Annotated in this window: 19 protein-coding genes; 11 read left to right on the top strand and 8 right to left on the bottom strand. The window is 35.0% G+C overall.

Annotation, left to right across the window (positions count from 1 at the left end; genetic code table 11):
* Window positions 1-64: 64 nt before the first annotated feature.
* The 10 genes from pyrH to FPB0191_RS10425 all read left to right on the top strand — a co-directional run bounded on the left by pyrH (window position 65) and on the right by FPB0191_RS10425 (window position 8,149).
* Window positions 65-802, top strand: coding sequence for a UMP kinase (gene pyrH / locus FPB0191_RS10470; RefSeq protein ID WP_039105950.1), 738 nt, complete (start codon window positions 65-67; stop codon window positions 800-802).
* A gap of 22 nt (window positions 803-824) precedes the next feature.
* Window positions 825-1,382: a ribosome recycling factor gene (gene frr, locus FPB0191_RS10465; protein WP_039105947.1), complete on the top strand. Its 558-nt coding sequence runs from the start codon at window positions 825-827 to the stop codon at window positions 1,380-1,382.
* Window positions 1,383-1,693: 311 nt separating this feature from the next.
* On the top strand, window positions 1,694-2,479 hold the full coding sequence (gene atpB, locus FPB0191_RS10460) for a F0F1 ATP synthase subunit A (RefSeq protein ID WP_039105944.1): 786 nt from the start codon (window positions 1,694-1,696) through the stop codon (window positions 2,477-2,479).
* A 35-nt stretch (window positions 2,480-2,514) separates the two neighbouring features.
* Window positions 2,515-2,739, top strand: a complete 225-nt coding sequence (gene atpE, locus FPB0191_RS10455; protein WP_039105942.1) for a F0F1 ATP synthase subunit C — start codon at window positions 2,515-2,517, stop codon at window positions 2,737-2,739.
* A 43-nt stretch (window positions 2,740-2,782) separates the two neighbouring features.
* The gene (gene atpF / locus FPB0191_RS10450) at window positions 2,783-3,253 is read left to right on the top strand and encodes a F0F1 ATP synthase subunit B (protein ID WP_039105939.1); all 471 of its coding nucleotides are present in this window, start codon (window positions 2,783-2,785) and stop codon (window positions 3,251-3,253) included.
* Window positions 3,254-3,267: 14 nt separating this feature from the next.
* Window positions 3,268-3,801 (top strand): F0F1 ATP synthase subunit delta, encoded by a 534-nt coding sequence (gene atpH, locus FPB0191_RS10445; protein ID WP_039105937.1) that lies wholly within the window; start codon window positions 3,268-3,270, stop codon window positions 3,799-3,801.
* Between the two features lie 11 nt (window positions 3,802-3,812).
* Window positions 3,813-5,354, top strand: a complete 1,542-nt coding sequence (gene atpA / locus FPB0191_RS10440; RefSeq protein ID WP_039105936.1) for a F0F1 ATP synthase subunit alpha — start codon at window positions 3,813-3,815, stop codon at window positions 5,352-5,354.
* Window positions 5,355-5,375: 21 nt separating this feature from the next.
* Window positions 5,376-6,245 carry a F0F1 ATP synthase subunit gamma gene (atpG, locus tag FPB0191_RS10435; protein WP_039105934.1) on the top strand — a complete coding sequence of 290 codons (870 nt, stop codon included), beginning with the start codon at window positions 5,376-5,378 and terminating at the stop codon, window positions 6,243-6,245.
* A 72-nt stretch (window positions 6,246-6,317) separates the two neighbouring features.
* On the top strand, window positions 6,318-7,700 hold the full coding sequence (gene atpD / locus FPB0191_RS10430) for a F0F1 ATP synthase subunit beta (RefSeq protein WP_039105932.1): 1,383 nt from the start codon (window positions 6,318-6,320) through the stop codon (window positions 7,698-7,700).
* A gap of 26 nt (window positions 7,701-7,726) precedes the next feature.
* Window positions 7,727-8,149, top strand: a complete 423-nt coding sequence (locus FPB0191_RS10425; protein ID WP_039105931.1) for a F0F1 ATP synthase subunit epsilon — start codon at window positions 7,727-7,729, stop codon at window positions 8,147-8,149.
* A gap of 154 nt (window positions 8,150-8,303) precedes the next feature.
* Here the strand turns inward: FPB0191_RS10425 and nadK are convergent, their stop codons facing one another.
* Window positions 8,304-9,185 (bottom strand): NAD(+) kinase, encoded by an 882-nt coding sequence (gene nadK / locus FPB0191_RS10420; protein WP_039105929.1) that lies wholly within the window; start codon window positions 9,183-9,185, stop codon window positions 8,304-8,306.
* A gap of 141 nt (window positions 9,186-9,326) precedes the next feature.
* Between nadK and grpE the strand changes: the two genes are divergently transcribed.
* A complete protein-coding gene (gene grpE / locus FPB0191_RS10415) occupies window positions 9,327-9,929 on the top strand; it encodes a nucleotide exchange factor GrpE (protein ID WP_039105927.1) in 603 nt (200 codons plus the stop codon).
* A gap of 83 nt (window positions 9,930-10,012) precedes the next feature.
* Here grpE and FPB0191_RS10410 read toward each other — a convergent pair whose 3' ends face one another.
* From FPB0191_RS10410 to bamB, 7 genes are all read right to left on the bottom strand, one after another.
* The gene (locus FPB0191_RS10410; protein ID WP_039107049.1) at window positions 10,013-10,561 is read right to left on the bottom strand and encodes a DUF1440 domain-containing protein; all 549 of its coding nucleotides are present in this window, start codon (window positions 10,559-10,561) and stop codon (window positions 10,013-10,015) included.
* Between the two features lie 45 nt (window positions 10,562-10,606).
* Entirely contained in the window at window positions 10,607-11,701 is a 1,095-nt protein-coding gene (pmrB, locus tag FPB0191_RS10405; RefSeq protein WP_082018313.1) for a two-component system sensor histidine kinase PmrB, read from the bottom strand.
* A 24-nt stretch (window positions 11,702-11,725) separates the two neighbouring features.
* Window positions 11,726-12,385 carry a response regulator gene (locus tag FPB0191_RS10400; protein ID WP_039105923.1) on the bottom strand — a complete coding sequence of 220 codons (660 nt, stop codon included), beginning with the start codon at window positions 12,383-12,385 and terminating at the stop codon, window positions 11,726-11,728.
* An 855-nt stretch (window positions 12,386-13,240) separates the two neighbouring features.
* Window positions 13,241-13,885: an adenylate kinase gene (gene adk / locus FPB0191_RS10395; RefSeq protein WP_039105920.1), complete on the bottom strand. Its 645-nt coding sequence runs from the start codon at window positions 13,883-13,885 to the stop codon at window positions 13,241-13,243.
* A gap of 27 nt (window positions 13,886-13,912) precedes the next feature.
* Window positions 13,913-14,170: a YfgJ family double zinc ribbon protein gene (locus FPB0191_RS12050; protein ID WP_082018312.1), complete on the bottom strand. Its 258-nt coding sequence runs from the start codon at window positions 14,168-14,170 to the stop codon at window positions 13,913-13,915.
* Between the two features lie 5 nt (window positions 14,171-14,175).
* Window positions 14,176-15,642, bottom strand: a complete 1,467-nt coding sequence (gene der / locus FPB0191_RS10390; RefSeq protein ID WP_039105918.1) for a ribosome biogenesis GTPase Der — start codon at window positions 15,640-15,642, stop codon at window positions 14,176-14,178.
* A gap of 370 nt (window positions 15,643-16,012) precedes the next feature.
* Window positions 16,013-17,197: an outer membrane protein assembly factor BamB gene (gene bamB / locus FPB0191_RS10385; protein ID WP_039105917.1), complete on the bottom strand. Its 1,185-nt coding sequence runs from the start codon at window positions 17,195-17,197 to the stop codon at window positions 16,013-16,015.
* Window positions 17,198-17,368 lie beyond the last annotated feature (171 nt).

Here is a 17,368-nt window from a genome sequence, read left to right as displayed (position 1 = left end):
CAACAAAATACTTTAGAATTATAGCAATACAGTCATTATTTTTTATCCATAGGATTTTCCCGCAATGATAAAGCAAACTCCCCGTTATAAACGTATTCTTCTAAAACTTAGTGGTGAAGCACTACAAGGTGATGAAGGTTTTGGCATTGATGCTTCTGTTCTTGATAGAATGGCATTAGAAGTAAAAGATTTGGTAGAAATGGGTGTTGAAGTCGCTCTTGTTATTGGTGGTGGTAATTTATTCCGTGGCGCGGGTTTAGCAAAAGCAGGTATGAACCGCGTTGTAGGCGATCATATGGGAATGTTAGCCACTGTTATGAATGGTTTAGCAATGCGTGATGCTTTACATCGTATTGAAGTAAATGCTCGATTAATGTCGGCAATTCCACTAAATGGTGTGTGTGATGATTACCGATGGACAGAAGCAATTAGCTTATTACGTCATGGTAAAGTCGTGATTTTATCCGCAGGAACAGGTAATCCCTTTTTTACAACAGACTCAGCTGCTTGCTTAAGAGGTATTGAAATAGAAGCTGATGTTGTACTAAAAGCAACCAAAGTTGATGGGGTATATTCAGCTGATCCAGTTAAACATCCTGATGCTCAATTATATAAAACATTGAGTTATGAAAAAGTCTTAGATGATGAATTAAAAGTTATGGATCTTGCTGCTTTTACCTTAGCACGTGATCATAACTTACCAATTTGTGTATTTAATATGAATAAACCAGGAGCTCTTCGTCGCGTTATTTTAGGCGAACAAGAAGGAACTCTTATTAATAATGATGTGAAAGTGAGTTAATTAAAGGGAAAAGGTTTTTACTATGTTAAATGAGATTCAAAAAGATGCTCAAGACCGAATGGAAAAGAGCTTAGAAGCATTCCAAAATCATATTGCAAAAGTTAGAACAGGTCGAGCATCACCAAGTTTATTAGATGGTATTATGGTCGAATACTATGGTAGTGCTACGCCACTACGCCAATTAGCTAATATCGTTGCTGAAGATTCAAGAACACTTGCTATTACTGTTTTTGACAAATCTTTAGCACCAGCCGTTGAAAAAGCTATCATGGCTTCTGATTTAGGTTTAAACCCCGCTTCTGCTGGTACCGTCATACGTGTTCCATTGCCACCTTTGACAGAAGAACGCCGTCGTGATTTAACAAAAATTGTGCGTGGTGAAGCGGAACAAGGTCGAGTATCCATCCGTAATATTCGTCGGGATGCTAATGATCAAATTAAGGCATTATTAAAAGATAAAGAAATTTCTGAAGATGAGGAACGAAAATCGCAAGATGTTGTCCAAAAGATAACAGATGCAATGATTAAAAAATTAGATTTAGTTTTAGCTGAAAAAGAAAAAGAGTTAATGGAATTTTAAACATTTTCGTTATTATATTTATTAATAATCCGACAAAAGTCGGATTATTCTCTATATTCACTTCACGGGAAATTGTTTATTTATCGTTAAATATAGTGCAAATATTAGCCATTATCGTTAATAATTTGTTAAATTGTGTTGAATTTCCCCATTTCTCTGAATCATTTATTGACTCGGCATAGGTAATTAGGTTTACAATAACGGGCACTATTTAAATTATAAAAGCGATTGGTTTATTTCTTTTATTGAATTCAATAATAAAGGAATGAAGCAATATTTTTCTATTTTTAATAATAAAGGTAAGAGGTAATATGACAATCTCTTCTCCAAGTTCACCACAAGAGTACATTAAACACCATCTTCACAACTTGCAAGTTGGTGAAGGATTTTGGACGTTTAATATTGACTCGTTATTTTTCTCAATTTCACTCGGTCTTATTTTCCTACTCCTATTTTATCGTATCGCTAATAAAGCTACGTCAGGGGTGCCAGGCAAACTACAGTGTGCAGTTGAGATGATCATTGAATTTGTGGATAAAACTGTTAAAGACATGTTTAGTGGTCAAAGTAAATTAATCGCACCTTTAGCGTTAACAGTATTTGTATGGGTATTCTTCATGAATCTTATGGATTTACTACCAATAGATTTTCTACCATACATAACTGAGCAATTAGGTTTACCTTATTTACGTGTTGTACCAACAGCTGATGCTAATATTACGATGTCCATGGCTATCGGTGTCTTTATATTAATACTTGTTTATACCTTTAAATACAAAGGTGTAAAAGGATTTATTAAGGATTATACATTACATCCTTTTAATCATTGGGCTTTTGCGCCAATAAACTTCCTACTTGAAATGGTTAGTCTTATATCTAAACCAATTTCTTTAGGGCTGCGACTGTTTGGTAACATGTATGCAGGAGAATTGATTTTTATTCTTATTGCTGCTCTGCTACCTTGGTGGTCGCAATGGTTTTTATCTTTACCGTGGGCTATTTTCCACATTTTGATTATAACGTTACAAGCATTTATTTTTATGGTGTTGACGATTGTCTATTTAGCTATGGCATCGACAACGGAAGATCACGAATAAACATTTATTTTTAATGATATTACTGGAGTATTAAGATGGAAATATTATATATAGCTGCAGGCTTAATGATGGGATTAGCTGCAATTGGTGGAGCGATTGGTATCGGTGTTCTAGGTGGTAAGTTCCTTGAAGGTGCAGCTCGTCAACCTGAATTAATGCCAATGTTGCGTACACAGTTCTTCATTTTAATGGGACTTGTTGATGCTATTCCAATGATTAGTGTTGGTATTGCATTGTATGTTATTTTCGCTGTTGCTTAGTTAACAACCAATTGTATATGAATATTTTAAGAGGAATTGTCTCATGAATATGAATGCAACGCTCCTCGGCCAAGCAATTACATTTGTATTATTTGTTTGGTTCTGTATGAAGTTTATATGGCCACCAGTTATTAATGCTATCGAAAAACGTCAAAAAGAGATAGCTGATGGTTTAAATTCTGCAGAAACCGCCAAAAAAGATTTGGAATTAGCCAAAGCAAATACATCTGAAATTATGCAACAGGCTAAGGTTGAAGCTAATGCAATTATTGAGCAAGCAAATAAGCGTAAAGCTGCAATAATTGAGGAAGCTCAGCAAGAAGCGAATCGTGAAAAAGAAAGAATCGTCGCACAAGGTCTTGCTGAAGTTGAGGCAGAACGTAAACGTGCCCGAGATGAGTTAAAACAACAAGTTGCAAGTCTTGCTATTGCTGGTGCAGAAAAAATTATTGAACGTTCTGTGAATGAAGCCGCTAATAGCGATATTATTGACAAACTTGTAGCAGAATTATAAAAGGAGACAGAGCAATGGCTGACAATATTACAGTTGCTCGCCCTTACGCTAAAGCTGCTTTCGATTTTGCTGTTGAACATAATCGTGTTGAAGCATGGCAGAAGATACTAACATTAGCATCACATATCAGCCAAGATGACCAAATTAAAAGTCTTTTAACATCTGATATGAAGCCAGACTCAATTGCGAAATTATTCATCAATATTTGTAATGATCAACTTGATGAATATCAAACTAATTTTATTAAAGTAATGGCTGAAAATAAGCGATTAATTTTAATGCCTGAAGTGTTGACGCTTTTTATTCACTATAATCTAGCGAAAGAAGCGGTGGCTGATGTGGATGTTATATCTGCTGCACCATTAACAGATTCACAGCTTAATAAAATTACGGCAGCAGTCGAACAACGTTTATCTCGAAAAGTAAAACTAAATTGTCATATTGATAAATCAATTATATCTGGTTTTATTATTCGTTCGGGTGATATGGTTATTGATAGTAGTATTAGAGGGCGCCTTAATCGTTTAAGTGACGCGCTACAGTCTTAAGGGGACTGATAATGCATCTAAATTCAACTGAAATTAGTGAACTAATAAAAGAGCGAATTGCTCAGTTCAATGTCGTGAGTAATGCTCACAATGAAGGAACGATTATATCAGTTAGCGATGGTATTCTTCGTATTCATGGCTTAACAGAAGTAATGCAAGGTGAAATGATTGCATTACCCGGAAATCGCTATGCAATGGCACTTAACTTAGAACGTGATTCAGTTGGTGCTGTTGTAATGGGACCTTATGAAGATCTTTCTGAAGGTATGAAAGTTCAATGTACGGGTCATATTTTGCAAGTACCTGTTGGTGAAGGATTACTTGGTCGAGTAATTAATACATTAGGTGAACCAATTGATGGTAAAGGAGCACTTCAAAATGATGGTTTTTCACCAGTTGAAGTTGTGGCACCCGGTGTAATTGATCGTCAATCGGTAGATCAAGCATTACAAACTGGTTATAAAGCAGTTGACTCTATGATTCCAATTGGTCGAGGTCAACGTGAATTAATCATTGGAGACCGTCAAACTGGTAAAACAGCAATGGCAATTGATGCCATCATTAACCAACGTGATTCAGGTGTAAAATGTATTTATGTAGCGATTGGTCAAAAGCAATCAACTATCGCTAATGTTGTCCGTAAATTAGAAGATCATGATGCATTGAAAAACACAATTGTTGTGGTTGCATCAGCATCTGAATCGGCTGCATTACAATATTTAGCACCATACGCAGGTTGTGCAATGGGCGAATATTTCCGTGACCGAGGTCAGGATGCTTTGGTTGTATATGATGATCTTTCAAAACAAGCGGTCGCTTATCGCCAAATTTCGTTATTATTACGTCGTCCACCTGGACGTGAAGCTTATCCTGGTGATGTTTTCTATTTACATTCACGTTTATTAGAACGTGCTGCACGTGTTAATGCTGCGTATGTAGAAGAATTTACAAAAGGCGAAGTAAAAGGTAAGACCGGTTCTCTAACAGCATTGCCGATTATTGAAACGCAAGCAGGGGATGTTTCAGCATTCGTACCTACCAATGTAATTTCGATTACTGATGGTCAAATATTCTTAGAAACAAGTTTATTCAATTCAGGTGTACGACCTGCTGTTAACCCTGGTATTTCGGTTTCACGTGTTGGTGGTGCTGCACAAACTAAGGTAATGAAAAAGCTCTCAGGTGGTATTCGTACTGCTTTAGCACAGTATCGTGAACTTGCTGCATTCTCACAATTTGCTTCAGATCTTGATGAAGCAACACGTAATCAGTTAAGTCATGGCGAAAAAGTTACTGAATTACTAAAACAGAAACAATACGCACCGATGACTGTTGCTGAACAGGCTGTTGTTTTATTTGCTGCCGAGCGTGGTTATTTAGAAGATGTTGAGCTAGAAAAAGTTCTAACCTTTGAAGCAGCACTTCTTTCTTATGCACACAGTCAATATGCTGATTTTATGACTGAACTTGCTACAACAGGTAATTACAATGATGATGTTGAAAATAAGCTAAAAGAAATTCTTGAAGGCTTTAAATCAACACAAACTTGGTAATTATCAAGCAGAGGTGAATAAATGGCTAATGCAAAAGAAATAAGAACGAAGATCGCAAGTATTCAAAGTACACAAAAGATTACTAAAGCGATGGAAATGGTTGCAAATTCTAAAATGCGCAAAACGCAAGATAGAATGGCGGCAAGTCGTCCTTATGCAGAGTTAATTCGTAACGTAATTGGGCATTTAGCGTTAGCGCATTCAGGCGTTAAACATCCTTATCTTATCGAAAGGGATGTTAAACGCGTTGGCTACCTGATCATTTCAACGGATCGTGGTTTATGTGGTGGTTTAAATATTAATTTATTTAAATCTGTTGTTGCTGACATGAATAACTGGCAAGCACAAGGCGTTGAAGCTGATGTGGCGCTGGTTGGTTCTCGTGGTGTTTCGTTTTTTACATCAATTAAAGCTAATATTTTGACACAAGTAACAGGTTTAGGTGATGAGCCGATGCTATCAAATCTGATAGGTCCTGTGAAAACAATGTTGCAAGCTTATGATCAAGGTAAAATCGATCGCTTATATATTGTGACAAATCGTTTTATTAACACAATGTCACAGAAACCGACTATACAACAACTGATACCATTAGAACCAGCTGATGATGATGAGCTTAAATCAAAAACTTGGGATTATATTTACGAACCTGATGAAAGTTCATTATTGGATGTGATGTTACGTCGTTATATTGAATCACAAGTTTACCAAGCGGTAGTTGAAAACTTGGCAAGTGAGCAGGCAGCACGAATGGTCGCGATGAAAGCTGCAACCGATAACGGTGCAAATCTAATCAATGAATTACAAATTGTTTATAATAAAGCACGTCAAGGTGCTATTACCAATGAATTGATTGATATTGTTTCCGGTGCTGCGGCAGTTTCAGGTTAACGTTAAGGTCATGTTGCCTACAAATAATAATAGGCAACAGATTAATTAAGATTAAGACATAGAGGATTAAAGATGGCTACTGGAAAGATTGTCCAGATTATCGGCGCGGTTGTTGATGTCGAATTTCCGGAAAATGCGGTACCAAATATTTATGACGCATTAGAAGTGGAAACTGGCGCAGATAAACTTGTTCTGGAAGTTCAGCAACAATTAGGTGGTGGCGTCGTCTGTTGTATTGCAATGGGATCTACCGATGGTTTACGAAGAGGTTTAAATGTTGTTAATACTGGTCATGGTATAGAAGTACCAGTAGGAACTGAAACCTTAGGTCGTATCATGAATGTATTAGGTGATCCTGTTGATAAAGCGGGCCCAATTAATGAAAAAGAACGTTGGGGAATTCACCGTAGCGCACCAAATTATGAAGAACTAGCAAACTCAACCGAACTTTTGGAAACGGGTATTAAAGTTATTGACTTAATATGTCCATTTGCTAAAGGTGGTAAAGTCGGTTTGTTTGGTGGTGCTGGGGTAGGTAAAACAGTTAATATGATGGAATTAATCCGTAATATTGCTATTGAGCACTCTGGTTATTCGGTATTTACAGGTGTTGGTGAACGTACACGTGAAGGTAATGACTTCTATCATGAAATGCGTGAATCAAACGTATTAGACAAAGTATCTCTGGTTTATGGTCAGATGAATGAGCCACCAGGAAACCGTTTACGAGTTGCTTTAACCGGTTTGACCATTGCAGAAAAATTCCGTGATGAAGGTAAGGATGTATTGTTATTCATTGATAACATTTATCGTTATACTTTAGCCGGTACTGAAGTATCAGCATTATTAGGTCGTATGCCGTCAGCTGTGGGTTATCAACCGACACTAGCGGAAGAAATGGGACAGCTACAAGAACGTATTACTTCAACTAAAAAAGGATCAATTACTTCGATTCAAGCTGTTTACGTTCCTGCCGATGACCTTACTGACCCGTCACCAGCTACGACCTTCGCACACTTAGACGCGACTATCGTATTAAGTCGTCAAATTGCATCATTAGGTATTTACCCAGCGGTAGATCCACTTGATTCAACAAGTCGACAATTAGATCCATTAGTGGTTGGGCAAGAACACTATGATTGTGCACGTGGCGTACAATCTATCTTACAACGTTATCAAGAACTTAAAGATATTATTGCAATTCTTGGTATGGATGAATTATCAGAAGATGATAAATTAACAGTTGCTCGTGCACGTAAGATTCAACGTTTCTTATCTCAACCATTCTTCGTTGCCGAAGTGTTTACCGGTTCACCGGGTAAATATGTACCATTAAAAGATACTATTAGTGCCTTTACCGGAATTATGAATGGTGATTATGACCATTTACCAGAACAGGCATTCTATATGGTTGGCTCAATTGAAGAAGCAATCGAGAAAGCAAAATCTCTGTAAGAGATAACTAGCGCGGAGATAGTATTATGGCACTAACTTCCTATCAATTAGAAGTTGTTAGTGCTGAATCTCACCTTTTTTCAGGTGAAGTTCAGCGAATAAGAGTAACCGGTAGTGAAGGTGAATTAGGTATTTTTCCTGGTCATACTCAATTGCTAACAACAATTAGACCTGGTATGGTTGGAATTGTTAAAGCAGATGGAGAAGAAGAGTTTATCTATCTATCAGGTGGTATTCTAGAAGTGCAGCCAACAATGGTCACGATTTTGGCTGATACGGCGATTCGTGGAGAAGATCTTGATGAAGCAAGGGCACAAGAATCGGTAAGACAAGCGAAAGAACATATTAACAACCCGGGAGGGGATATGTCTTTTGCGCAAGCTTCAGCTGAATTGTCTAAGGCACTTGCTAAATTACGTGTTATTGACTTAACCCGTAGTAATCGCTAACAACCAATCTACTCATTATCGTGCATTTATTGCACGATAATTTTCTTTTTATTGATCTTAATAAACCAATTATGTAATAAGCATATTAAATACAATTGCACATTCTTTATAATGTATAGAAATTTCCATTAATATTCCATAGTTCTTGAACTATCTAATACAGCTTTTTTGACCAACCTAATTTACTTGATAGGTTCTTGAAATAGTTATAATTAGCGGTATGTATTAAATTAAACGCATTTTGAGAACGTTTAATAATGATACTATCTGTAGCTTCAGCATTAAGAATAACTTGACTATCACATGTTATTTGGAGCGCTTCTTTAGCACTTGGACACTTTAATTTGATTACATTATTACTTTTGATAACTAATGGCCTAGCTGATAATGAATGAGGAAACATAGGTGTAATAATAATCGCATCTAACTGTGGCGTGATAATTGGACCTCCAGCTGAAAGCGAGTAGGCTGTTGAACCCGTTGGAGTAGCAACAATCACACCATCAGCCCGTTGAGAAAAGGCTTTACGGTTATTAATATAAGCATCATACTCTATCATATGGGCTACATGGCTAGGATGAAGTACAATTTCATTGACGGCAAAACTTGAAGCTGTGTTCTGACCCTTTTTATTGTAAATTGAGACTTCAAGTAAAAACCTTGGGTCATCAATATAATCACCTAATAACACTTTTGATAGATTTTCGATGGCATTATCGGGCGAAATATCTGTTAAAAAGCCCAAATTTCCACGATTGATACCAATCATCTTTATATCATAATATGAAAGAAAACGAGCAGCTCTTAAGATATTGCCATCACCACCTATGATAATCGCAAGTTGAGCTTGTTTTCCGATTTCTTCTAGCGATGCAAAATGTTCAACATCAAAAGCAAGATGTTCACTTAGTTTTTCTTCGACTAACACTTGATAGCCATTTTCTTTCAACCAATTAAAGATAATTTGATGAGTAACTAAGGCGGTCGGTTGTCTAGGTATTCCTATTAATCCAATGCAATTAAATTGCTTATGCATAAAATAACCCTTGTTAATTTATTGATTCTTTGAAAGAAATTTGTTTTATCCCTTCCACTTTAAGGTCTGGTCTTGTAATCTTAAATTTTATCCCCATAATACCTTAAATAAAAAATATTTTTGATAATTTTGGAGTATCCTATGACTGAGCAAGAAAAGACGGTGTCAGAACAAAGTGAAGATATTAGCACAAAACCAGAAGGGGCAGAAAATATCACTGAAACAAAATCAGACAATGATGATAAACAATCCCAATTTGAATCAATAATCCAAGCTAAAGATCAGAGAATTGAAGCATTAGAAAAAGAACTACAAATTGCTAAGAAAAATGAAAGCGAAGCAATGGTTCGCGCACGAGCAGAAATTGACAATGTTCGTAAACGAGTTGAACAAGACGTTGAAAAAGCACATAAATTCGCTTTAGAAAAATTCTCTAATGAGTTACTTCCAGTTATTGATAATCTTGAACGTGCTTTAGAAGCTACAGATAAAGAAAATCCTGAGCATAAAGCTACGGTTGAAGGGTTGGAATTAACACTTAAATCGTTTTTAGATACTGTTAAGAAATTTGGTATTGAAGTTGTGGGTACAGAAAATGGACAGTTAAATCCAGATGTGCACCAAGCAATTACTATGATTGAGTCGCCAGATCATCAATCAGGTGAAATCGTTAATACTATTCAAAAAGGATATACCTTAAATGGTCGTTTAATACGTCCTGCAATGGTTGTAGTTGCTAAGTAATTGATTTAATTATTAGATTAATTTATAACAACAAAAAAGCCATCTTCAAATATGGCTTTTTTGTCGATGGTGAATATATTATTTTACTGATGCCATACACCACGAATTGGTCTAGCGAAATGAGCTAATACTGCTATCATACAAATTTCAATTGAAACTGACCAGTAAATGTGACCCAGAATCTCACTCCATAATTCATAGCCATTAAGATTCCACAACCAACCAATGGCACCATTATTATATGCTGGATATCTAAATCCAAATAAAGGAATGAGAAAACCATGCATAACAACGGTAATAATCAAACCGTATAAAACACCATACCATAAGCGAATATTATTCCAAAAATAAGAAATATAAACATACACAAATGCAAAAATGAAACTAAATAGCCAATGGTAAAGCGTTACAGCTCCAGTAACTGTTGTTGCTTGATAGACATAATCGAGGCTATGTGAGTTAAAACCTGTCCAACCTAACCAAGCGTCAATATTTGCGCCCGGCGGTGAAATTTCACCAGGTTGACGTGGTGGCATATTGACTTCTGATCCCCATTTTACTAATGAGCTGATAAAACCACCTATGATAGTTGTCCAGATAATAATTTTACAATCAATGGAATTTTTAAACATTTTAAACATACCGATTATCCTATATAAGATAAAAACGTATTAATATTATATAGTTAAAATTGGTAAAATACACTTAACACATGTGCCACGTGATGTATTATCTCGATTTTTGATAATTAATTCGCCTCGATGTAATTTTATAATACGACTGACAATGCTTAAACCAAGCCCGACACCTTTATGACGTCTATCCATTCTAAAAAAAGCTTGCGTAAGGTAACTAAGTTTAGATTCATCAATACCGATTCCTTCATCAATAACCTCAATAACAATTTTTTGTTGATGGCAGGAACAATTAATAGTGATTTGGCTATTGGTTGGGCTATAACGTGAAGAATTCTCGACTAAGTTACGTAATAAAAGACAAATTAATGTACAATCGCCTTTAAATAACAGAGGGTGAGCGCTTAATTGCCAAATTAATATTTGTTGTTTAGTTTTTACCATATCATTTAGTTCACCATTTAATAGATTAAATATATCATTTTGAAAATTAATCACTTGCTCAGTTCCACTTATAAATTTTTGACTAGAACGGGCTAATGCTAACAATTGTTCTACGGTATTAACTAAGCGATCGATACGTTCGATCAAATCTTGACAGTCTATATTTTCATTACGTTCTAATAGCTCTAAATGCAATCTAATTCCGGCTAATGGTGTTCTTAATTCATGAGCAACATCCGCTGTAAATAATCTTTCTTGCTGTAGTGTTTCATCTAAACGAGTGAATAACCCATTTAATGTCTGGGTAATTGATTTTATTTCGTTCATTTGACTAAGTGAATTGATAGGTGTGAGATTTTCAGCGGTACGAAGAGATAATTTTTTTTGTAATTGTTCTAATGGATTAGTGATTCTTTTAATGGCTTGATATGCTAATAATAATGTTATTAACATAATAGTAAAAGTTGAAAATAATAATACCATGACTGCTTCAAATTCTTCTTTTCTGACAATCGAATCGGTAATCTTTTTATTTAATGTTAAGTCAACCATAACCTCTATTTGTTCTTTGCTTTCGAACCATAGCCAAAACACGGTGATAGTTTGACCAATAAACATCAGTAAACCTAAGGTAATAAAAAGATTCCACCGAATACTATATTTTAAACTTGCTAATTTACGTTTTAGACGCATCTAAGATATTCCATAAAAAGCACATCAATTTAAAGTCAGACGATAGCCATAGCCTCGAACGGTTTGGATAAATCTTTTGCCAATTTTTTGTCGTAAACCGTGAATATGTACTTCCAAGACGTTAGAATTTGGGTCATTATTCCAGTTATACAAATCATTCTGTAAAATATCACGATGAATTTGTTGTTCCGGTTTAGTTATTAACCTAGCCAAAAGTGCAAATTCTTTAGGTGTTAAATTCAGGGGGATATTATTATCAAAGGCTAATTGTTGCTTAAGATCTACTTTAAAATGCCCATAATTGATAATGTTAAGACAAATACCTTCACGACGACGAATTAAAGCTCTGACACGCGCTAGTAATTCCTGCAAAGCAAAAGGTTTTATTAGATAGTCATCCGCACCTAAATCTAAACCTTCTACCCGATCCTCTATCGTATCTCGCGCTGTCAATATTAATACTGGGATATCGTTGTTTTGTTGGCGCCATGTACGTAATAACTGCAAGCCATCACTGTCGGGAAGACCTAAATCCAGTATGGCAACACTAAACGAATAGCTTTGCATCAACTGTTTAGCTAATTTGGCTGTATCTGCCATTTCACAAACGAATCCTTCTGCGCTTAATGCGCTATATAATCCTTTCAGTAATAATGGATCATCTTCGGTAATTAATATTTTCATAGAATCATCGTCTTACTGAAAAATTTCTTGTTATATAACAAAAAATTAATGTTAATTACACGTTACCAATTGTTTTATTTATGACTCAATTTCTATTAATACATATTAAATTGAAATCATTATTATTGGATAATTGATACAAGCAAAATGCCTACAATTATTTTATATGTTACGTATTTTATATATTGCGACTTATTAAATAACACATATAAGACAAAAATAAATTCTGTTAGTTCTTATAAGTAGTTAATTTATTACAAAAATAATCTAAAAAAATTATTAGTGAATAGATATTAAAGAGTAATTGAATTGTATTTTTTAGGTTTTAGTGATTTAGAAGTATCTAATCAATGAATAAAAGATTGCTCAGTTGAAACAATTTATGTTGGTTAATTGGCATTTGTTAATTTTAACTAAGATGGGTTGATGTACAACTTTACTCGCTAATTGCATTACTAATTGAAGGCACTAATGCTTGAGCTCTAAAATAAAAAATTAGCTTTGTAATTATTACAATCATAAGTCTTAAGAAATAGCGGTTTATTCTCCAAAGTGGAGACAAATTATAACAGTAATTAATAGGATATACTTATTTAGAAAAGAGTGATCAGCTTACATGCTTTTATATAATACGAATTCAAAAACAACATACTAAATGAATATAGTTATAATTTTATCAAGGCATCAATATCTATTAATTAAGATATCATTAGAGTGTCATGTTTTTAGTTGTTGTAAAGAATAGCTGATCATTTATTAGCAATAATGATAGTTGATCATAAAAGTAAATATTTAAAGATGACAGCCAAAAATGAGTATCTTTTGACTGTCGTTATCCAAAGTGAAAGCTATGAATTAACCTAAAATTTTTTGTAATTCTTTGGTCACTTCTTCAACGGGCTGAGTACCATCAATTCTAAAATACTCAGTATTGCCAGCTTGTTTTTCATTTTGATAATAACTAATTAATGGTTTAGTTAACTCATGATATTCAACTAAACGTTTTTTTACGATATCTTCATGATCATCTTTACGGGTGGTTAATGGTTCACCGGTAATATCGTCAATTCCTTCTTGCTTAGGTGGGTTATATTTTACATGATAAACACGCCCAGAAGCTGAGTGTACACGGCGCCCGCTCATTCGATCGATAATGACTTCATTAGGGACATCGAACTCTAAAACATAGTCAATGTTGATTCCGGCAGCCTTCATTGCATCGGCTTGTGGAACCGTACGTGGAAAACCGTCAAGCAAAAAACCATTTTTACAGTCAGGTTGAGCAATACGCTCTTTAACTAGTGCAATGACTAATTCATCCGTTACTAATTTTCCCGCATCCATTAATTCTTTAGCTTGTAAGCCCAATGGTGTTTTTGCTTTAACTGCAGCGCGTAACATATCACCCGTAGAAATTTGTGGTATACCATATTTATGCATAATAAATTGAGCTTGTGTACCTTTACCGGCGCCGGGTGCACCTAATAGAATGATTCGCATTATACAATAACCTCTTTTATTTATAATTTATTCACCCGAAATCGGGAGATAATGAAATTTTACTTTGCTAGTGGAGATTAATCCGTCGTTACGACAAATATAATTTATCGCTCCACATCCTTTAATTTGTTGTAGTGCTGATGAACATAATGGACAAACATACTGCTCATTGTAGTTTTGTTTACAATGCTGACAATAACATATTGTAGGTTTTATTCGTTCCATCTGTTGGTGACAAATCGGACAAATTCCTTCAGTGCCAGATATATGATGTTCGCTACACATAGATATTAACGTCGTCCTCTTACATGTTTCAATAATCGTCTGCGTTTACGTTGTTGTGAGGCCGTTAAACTATTCTTACGCCCTTCAAATGGATTAGCACCTTCTTTGAATTGAATACGGATAGGTGTTCCCATAATTTTCAGTGAGCGTCTAAAATAGTTCATTAGATAACGTTTATAGGAATCAGGAAGATCGGTTACTTGATTACCATGAACGACCACGATAGGTGGATTATAGCCACCAGCATGGGCATATTTAAGCTTAACGCGTCGACCTTGTACTAATGGTGGTTGGTGATCATCTTGCGCCATATGCATGATTTTAGTCAATAATGCAGTATTAACTCGGCGAGTAGCACAATCATACGCTTCCTGTATTGAATCAAATAAATTACCAACACCACTGCCATGTAAAGCTGAAATAAAATGCAATCGAGCAAAATCAATAAAATCTAGACGATCATCTAAAGTTGATTTGATCTGTTCTTTCACATCCATTGATAAGCCGTCCCATTTATTTACAGCAATTACCAATGAACGACCGCTATTAATGATAAAACCTAGTAATGAAAGATCTTGATCAGAAATACCTTCTCTAGCATCAATAACTAATATCACTACATTTGCATCTTCAATTGCTTGCAATGTTTTAATAACCGAAAATTTTTCGACTGTTTCGTTAATTTTGCCACGTTTACGAACGCCAGCGGTATCAATGATTATGTATTCACGTTCATCACGCGTCATTGGGATATAAATACTATCGCGAGTGGTGCCAGGCATATCATAAACTATAACTCGCTCTTCACCTAAAATACGATTAGTAAGTGTTGATTTACCGACATTTGGTCGCCCAACTATTGCAACTTTTATGGGTTGATTAATGAGAGACTCAGTATCATCTAAAATAGAGTCATCATAAGATTCAGGTAATGCATTACTATCATCATCAATCTCATCTAACTCAGCATTGTCTTGAAAATTAAAGATTGGTTCAAAAACAGTTTCAATTAATGAGGTAACCCCACGTCCATGACTCGCTGCGATAGGGTATACAGTACCAACACCAAGCTCATAGAACTCATTAATGACTACATCAGCATCAAGTCCATCAGTTTTATTAACAACTAAAAAAGTTGGTTTGTCACGGGTACGTAAATGTTTAGCAATGGCGTGATCTGCTGGCATCACACCTGCACGCGCATCTACCATAAATAAAACAATATCGGCTTCTTCAATTGCCTGCAGTGATTGATCAGCCATGAAGCTCTCAATGCCTTCTTCTGAGCCATCAATACCACCGGTATCAATAACAATATATTCATGGCCTTTAATTTCAGCGCGACCATATTTACGATCACGAGTTAATCCTGGAAAATCGGCAACTAAAGCATCTCGGGATTTAGTTAAACGGTTAAATAATGTTGATTTGCCAACGTTTGGGCGACCAACTAATGCAATGACGGGTATCATGTCAATTCTCTTTTTAATGTAGCCAATCTTATCATCTGTAGCGCTAGGATTGGAAATAGATTCAATCGTACTGAATTAAGATCAAATAATAACTTTCAATAACTCATAATAAAATGGTCATGGATACAATAATGATCGATAATAATCATATTAAATTCACCACATTTACCATTTCAAAATTCAATATTTAAAAAATAAGTGTTTAATATTAGCACTTATTATATCTAACAAATCTTTGCTAATTAAAGATTTTATAAACATTAGGTCGTAAAAAACGACCTAATGATTTAACAATTAATGTATATTAATTCGACATTAATTTCCTATAAGGAAGTAACATCAAATATCAATTTAAAAGACTTTGCCGAGCTTATTTTGGACTATAAGCAAAAACATCGCCATTTTTAGCTTGAACAATAATTTTATTATCCACAATGAGTGGTTTAGAAAGTAAACCACTACTGCTAACTTGCGTTTTAGCAGTAATATTACCACTATTGATATCGATCAAATAGAGATAGCCTTCAAAATCACCGACCACTAACGAATTATGATAAATTACGGGATCAGTTAATTGACGATGTAATAACTCAGATTGTTTCCAAATTGTTGCACCATCATTTTTAGCTAATGAATAAATATTATCATCTTGATCAACGACAAAAAGATCATTGTTATTCATTACGATATCATGGTAAGAACCCAACGGTTTTTTCCAGACAATCTGCCCATTACTTAGATCTAACGAAACAATGTTACCATTGTAACCAACTGAATAGACTAACCCTTGTTCAATGATTGGTGAGGCATCAACATCATTGAGCTTAGCAATTTCTGTAGAACCATTAGGCTGAGATATACGTTGTTGCCAAATTAATTGCCCATCTTTTGCATAATAAGCATTAACATGGCCGCTATCATCACCTAAAACGATTGCACCGTAGGCTAATGATGGCGTTGATTGACCTCGAAGACTCAAAGTAGGAACTTCGGTACTGACTTCCCATAATTCATTACCATTATCACGATTGAAAGCTTGAATATAACCATTTGAAGTTAAAACGATAAGATTATCATCAACTAAAATAGGTTTGGCGATGACTTCACCTTTCACATCTTTTTGCCAAATTATGGTACCGGAATATTTATCGATGGTATAAATTGTTGCCCGTTCACTACCGACATATACATATTTATCATCGACAATTACGCCACCAGACAGTAATGCGGATTGGCTACTGAAAAAAGAGCTATTTGAAACATCAATATTCCATAAGGTCTTACCGCTTTCTAAATCCATAGCTTTAATTTGCCCTTTACGGCTAGCGGCATAAACAATATTTAAATAGGCATCTGGGGACAATAACGAATAAATTTTAGCATTTCCCGATAAGTCGTTATGCCAATTCTGATTTAGTGGAAATGATGTATCGACAACGGGTGAGGGCGCAACTTCAATTGTATCTTGTTCACTCCCAAAAATTGAACACCCAGAAGCTAATGATGCTACCGAAAGAGCAATAACACTTGCCAATAAATATTTACGCAAATTCATATTATTTTCCTATGACGATGTTAAATTTCACAAACTCGTGCTACTTAACATATCAGTAAAATGTAATACTATAATTTAATAATTAAAACACATAATAACTGATTGATTAATCAGCTAGAAGTTAAATCTTTTTTACAGTATTTTTTCATCACCTGTGTTTTAATATTATTA

The sequence above is a fragment of the Frischella perrara genome (assembly GCF_000807275.1).
GTDB lineage: Bacteria > Pseudomonadota > Gammaproteobacteria > Enterobacterales > Orbaceae > Frischella > Frischella perrara.
This window is presented reverse-complemented; position numbering and strand designations above follow the sequence as displayed.